Annotated in this window: 4 protein-coding genes; 1 reads left to right on the forward strand and 3 read right to left on the reverse strand. The window is 68.4% G+C overall.

The window, feature by feature from the left end:
* Window positions 1–30: 30 nt before the first annotated feature.
* Window positions 31–222 (reverse strand): hypothetical protein, encoded by a 192-nt coding sequence (locus ACWENQ_RS45965; RefSeq protein WP_449931792.1) that lies wholly within the window; start codon window positions 220–222, stop codon window positions 31–33.
* A 218-nt stretch (window positions 223–440) separates the two neighbouring features.
* Complete coding sequence (locus tag ACWENQ_RS45970) at window positions 441–1,136, reverse strand: DUF4097 family beta strand repeat-containing protein (protein ID WP_452419795.1); 696 nt, start codon at window positions 1,134–1,136, stop codon at window positions 441–443.
* Window positions 1,137–1,329: 193 nt separating this feature from the next.
* Here ACWENQ_RS45970 and qcrB point away from each other — a divergent pair, with 193 nt between their 5' ends.
* Complete coding sequence (gene qcrB / locus ACWENQ_RS45975) at window positions 1,330–2,715, forward strand: cytochrome bc1 complex cytochrome b subunit (RefSeq protein WP_452419796.1); 1,386 nt, start codon at window positions 1,330–1,332, stop codon at window positions 2,713–2,715.
* 352 nt (window positions 2,716–3,067) lie between these two features.
* Here qcrB and ACWENQ_RS45980 read toward each other — a convergent pair whose 3' ends face one another.
* Complete coding sequence (locus ACWENQ_RS45980) at window positions 3,068–3,952, reverse strand: TIGR03619 family F420-dependent LLM class oxidoreductase (protein WP_449931802.1); 885 nt, start codon at window positions 3,950–3,952, stop codon at window positions 3,068–3,070.
* Window positions 3,953–4,108 lie beyond the last annotated feature (156 nt).

Raw genomic sequence — 4,108 nt, forward strand, 5'->3', positions numbered from 1 at the left:
ATGACTCCAGCATGCCCCAGGTCGGCCACATCAGCACTCGACGGCTGGACGAATACGCGACAGTTGATTACGCGACTCCACCAGCACCGAGGCCGTGCCGATGAACTCGTCGCCAAGGTCGTGGTTGGGGAGCTCGCCGAAAGGCCAAGCCGTCCAGTGTCCGCTGACGACGAACGCGGCGATTTCGTCATCACGGTGCCGGAAGCCGACGGTGCACGTCACACCCCAGCTGGAGATCTGGCCACCCGTGAGCGTCGACCGCAGCCGGATCGGCCGGCTCCGCCGCCTCACCGGATATCTACCGAAAGTAGCGAGTTGCATCGAACCGGTCGACGGCGGTAACCCCCCTCAGGTCGGCGCGCCATCGCCGGACGTCTGAGAGCCGCGGCCGCTGACCGACCCGGAGTCGGGTCTCGGCGGCCCCCACGGCGTCCGCCGCTTCACTGGGGCAGGATCTTCACCTCGCCGACGCCGGAGGAGACCGAGACCTTGCGCGGTGCGCTCGCGTCGTCGGTCACCTTCACCACGGTACTGCCCACGCCGCTGTCGGTGGTCACGTCGTAGCGGCCCTGCGGGAGGTGGAGCGTGGCGTCGCCCGCCCCCGTCTGCGCCTCGACGCTGTCCGGCGCGCCGCCGAACTTCAGATCGAGCTCGCCCGCGCCCGTCTCGGCGGACAACCGCTTGCCCGCGAGCGCGCTGGCGCCGATGTCGCCCGCGCCCGTCTTCACCTCGATCTCGCCGGTCAGCGAGCGCAGGGTGATGTCACCCGCGCCCATGTCGACCTTGACCTTCAGCGCCTTGGGAACGTCGATCGTGTAGTCGATCCAGCAATTGTCCAAGGCCCTGTCGCAGTCGTAGGACAGCTCGAGGACCTCCCCCTTCACCGGGTGCGAAGCCTGGGGCGCGGTGTCGCGCCAGTGCATCTTCTCGGTGACCTTGATCCCGGCTCTGTCGCTCTCGTTGACCACGACATCGCCGGCCCCGCCCCTCACCGTCAGCTGGACGACCTTGTCGGTGACCTCGTACGACTCGGTCTTCTCGTCCGTCGCCACGCCGAGCCCGGCGAACCCGCAACCCGTCAGCACCGTCGCGGAGAGCGCCAACGTGGCCACGGCGATCATGCCCCTCGTTCTCATGACCACCATGCTGCCGGAGGACGCGGGGGGGCGGCATCGGGGATCACCCCTACTCGTCCCGGACACCCTGAGGTCCGGCCCCGTAGAGGGACTTCGGCCGAGCCCGCAGCGTGATCGACCTCACTGGTCGCGATGTCACATTCCGGGCGGCAATTCAGTCCTTTGTACAGAGGACGAGTTTCCTGGAGGCGGAATGCGCGTGTCACGCATGCGGCAGCAGGTGTTCGGGGGCAGCCACTGGTCGTTCCTGTTCGGGGAGATCGCGGCCTACTCCTTCGCGGTCCTGACCGTGACGGGGCTGTTCCTCATGCTGTTCTTCGATCCGGACATGTCACGGGTCACCTACGACGGCGGTTATGCCCCGCTGCACGGGGTTCAGGTGAGCGCGGCCTTCGACTCGGCCATGCGCATCAGCTTCGACGTCACAGGCGGCCTGGTCATCCGCCAAGTGCACCACTGGGCGGCACTCATCTTCGCCGCCGCCATCGTGCTGCAGCTCCTACGCATGTTTCTGACCGGCGCGTTCCGCCGGCCCCGACGCTCTCAGTGGATGACATGGGTGACGCTGCTGGCGCTCGCCATGGCCGCGGGGGAAACCGGCAAGATCCTCCCGGACGACCTGCTGTCAGGCGGCAGCCTCTGGCTCATCAACAGCATCGTGCTGTCCATTCCCGTCGTCGGGACCTACCTCCACCAGCTGCTGTTCGGCGGAGCGTTCCCAGGCGAGGACATCGTTCCCCGGCTGTACTGGGCGCACGTGCTGGTGCTGCCACTGCTCGTGGCGGGCCTGCTGGCCCTTCGCGCCCGGCTGGTCCGCCGGCACGGCCACACACGTTTCCCCGGCGCGGTGATGGGACGTCCCGCTACCCGTACGCTGGTGGCGGGTGCGACCGTCGGGGTGCTGGTCATGATGGGCGTGCTGGTCCAGATCACCCCCATCTGGCTGTACGGCCCGGCCAACCCGGGCCAGACGGCGGCGGGAGCCGTACCGGACTGGTACATGGGCTTCATCGACGGCGCGCTCCGGCTCATGCCCGCATGGGAGGTCACCGTCTTCGGCCACACCCTCAGCCTCGTCGTTCTCGTGCCCGGCCTGGTCGTACCCGGCGCGTTCTTCACCGTCCTGGCGCTGTACCCGCTGATCGAAGAGCGCGTGCTGACGTATCGCGCGCGGCGCGACGCGAACGGGCGCCCGATGAACAAGGAGCGCCTCGCCCGGGTCCGCACCCGACACGACGTCCTGGACCGGCCACGGGCCACCCCGGTCCGCACCGGTCTCGCGGCGGCCGGGGTCACGTTCTACGGATCGCTGTGGGCCTCCGCGGCCAACGACCAGATCGCGCATGTCTTCCACTTGTCACTCGAATCCGTGACCAACGCCTTTCGCGTGGCCGTCCTCGTCGGCCCGATCGTCGCCTTCGTCATCACCCGCTGGCTCTGCCTCGGCCTGCAAGCACGTGATCGCGACGTCGCCGAGCACGGCGTGGAAACCGGAGTCGTCGTCCGGACTCCGGAGGGCGGATATCACGAGACACACCGTCCCGACGAGGCGCGTGCACTCGAGTCCACGGTGAGCTGAAGCGGCGGACGAAGCCCGGCGCGCAGCGATGATCCGCGGTCCGCCACCCGACCGTGAGGTGTGCACCTGACGATCCACGTGGAACGCGCCGGGCGCCCTGGGACGACGACACACTCCAACGCCCAATGGCCACGATGGCATCCGGCGAAGGCAGCGCGGCCGAACCAATCCTGTGCGGTTCGCCCGGACGGGGCCGGGCCCATGTCGCCGACCATCACGCACGTGGCTCAGGTCGTGGGTTGTGGGGATACAGGGCACCGTTGAATCGCTCCGTCATTCGATCAGGAGCCGCCACGCCTTCAACTCCCGGTGACAGTCAGTGGCCGGGAAACGGCTGCCGCGCACGGGTCCGTCAGGGGGCGAGGGCCTCCATCGCCTCCTCCGCCCGGCGCATCGCCTCCTCAGGCGCGGCGGTCACGATGTCGGCCACGAAGTTGAGGTCATGGAACACCTCCGTCACCCCGCGAGCCGCCAGATCCGCCACATCCTGCCTGATCTTCTCGTACGGCCCGGTCAACGGCGGCCCGTCGACGGCGTCGGTGACCGTGGTGACCCCTCGGCAGATGAAACGCAGTGCCTCGGGATCGCGTCCGGCTTCCCGTGCCGCCTCCTTTACGATGTAGATTTTTTCGGCGATGCCGTTCAGGTCCTCCCTGCTCGCGCTGACCCAGCCGTCGGCGAGCCGACCGGCTCTGCGCAGCGCCACCTCGGCCCCGCCGCCCAGCAGGATGGGCGGAATCGGCGTCGGCTTCGGATCCATGTGGGAAGCCTGAATCCGGTAGAACTCCCCCTCGTGCCGGACCACATCGTCGGTCCAGCACTTGCGCAGCACCTCGATGAACTCCTCACCCCTGCGGCCACGCTTCGCGAAGTCGACCCCCATGGCCTCGAACTCCTCGCGCAGCCAGCCGAGCCCCAGCCCGAACGACACCCGCCCGCCCGAGACCTCCTGCAGCGACGCCACCTGCTTGGCCACCAGAGCGGGCGCCTCGTAGGCGTTGACCACGGCGACACCCAGCCTGATCGACTCGGTGACGCCGGCAAGGTAGGAGAGAGTGACGATGGGGTCGTGGACGCTGCGGTACGTCGGGCCCATCGCGTGACCCTCGGGGTAGAGCAGGCGCTGGAAGGTCCACAGCTCGTGGTAGCCGAGTTGCTCGGCGCGGGTGGCGATCCGGCGCATGTTGGCGCGGGTGGCCCACGGCCCGGACACGGGAACAGCGAATCCAGTCCTCATATCAGGCCAGCCTACGGTCCCCCCTGGCAAGGCCACCCACGGCACGCCCTCGAAACGGCCTGGAAAAGCAGAAAGGGCCACCCCAACCGGGATGGCCCTTACTGTAAAGATTGCGCGGCGGCGACCTACTCTCCCACACCCCTTCGAGTGCAGTAC

The sequence above is a fragment of the Nonomuraea sp. NPDC004354 genome, assembly GCF_053602555.1.

Bases quoted from the DNA above. Each gene is read 5' to 3' on its own strand.
- ACWENQ_RS45970 (WP_452419795.1), bottom strand. From the start codon at position 1,136: ATGAGAACGAGGGGCATGATCGCCGTGGCCACGTTGGCGCTCTCCGCG.
- qcrB (WP_452419796.1), top strand. From the start codon at position 1,330: ATGCGCGTGTCACGCATGCGGCAGCAGGTGTTCGGGGGCAGCCACTGG.
- ACWENQ_RS45980 (WP_449931802.1), bottom strand. From the start codon at position 3,952: ATGAGGACTGGATTCGCTGTTCCCGTGTCCGGGCCGTGGGCCACCCGC.